We start from the raw sequence: 261 nt of genomic DNA on the forward strand, positions 1-261 counted from the left end.
CCCTTACACACGCATGGCCGATTTGTCAGAAACTGCGATTGTTGTTCCAGAGAGAGCTCCAAAAGAAGTGTTGCAGCCCTTCTTAAACGTCATGGGCTCGTTAGGAAGTGATTCTGGGTACCCAGGTATTCAGGTGCTTTTGACAGATAAATGGAATGCTGAGCAACTAAAAAATAAAGACATCCTGACGATTGGTGTTGTGGATGCACTAGAACAAGCCGCTAATAACCCTGACCAAGTTAACTTAGTGGTTAAAGAAGG

Annotated in this window: 1 protein-coding gene; it reads left to right on the top strand. The window is 44.4% G+C overall.

The window, feature by feature from the left end; all coding sequences use genetic code 11:
- A partial coding sequence (locus tag O4H47_RS17995; protein WP_269395399.1) for a cellulose biosynthesis cyclic di-GMP-binding regulatory protein BcsB occupies positions 1–261 on the top strand: 261 nt, incomplete at both ends.

It is taken from the genome of Maritalea porphyrae (genome assembly GCF_027213965.1).
Classification (GTDB): Bacteria; Pseudomonadota; Alphaproteobacteria; order Rhizobiales; family Devosiaceae; genus Maritalea; species Maritalea porphyrae_A.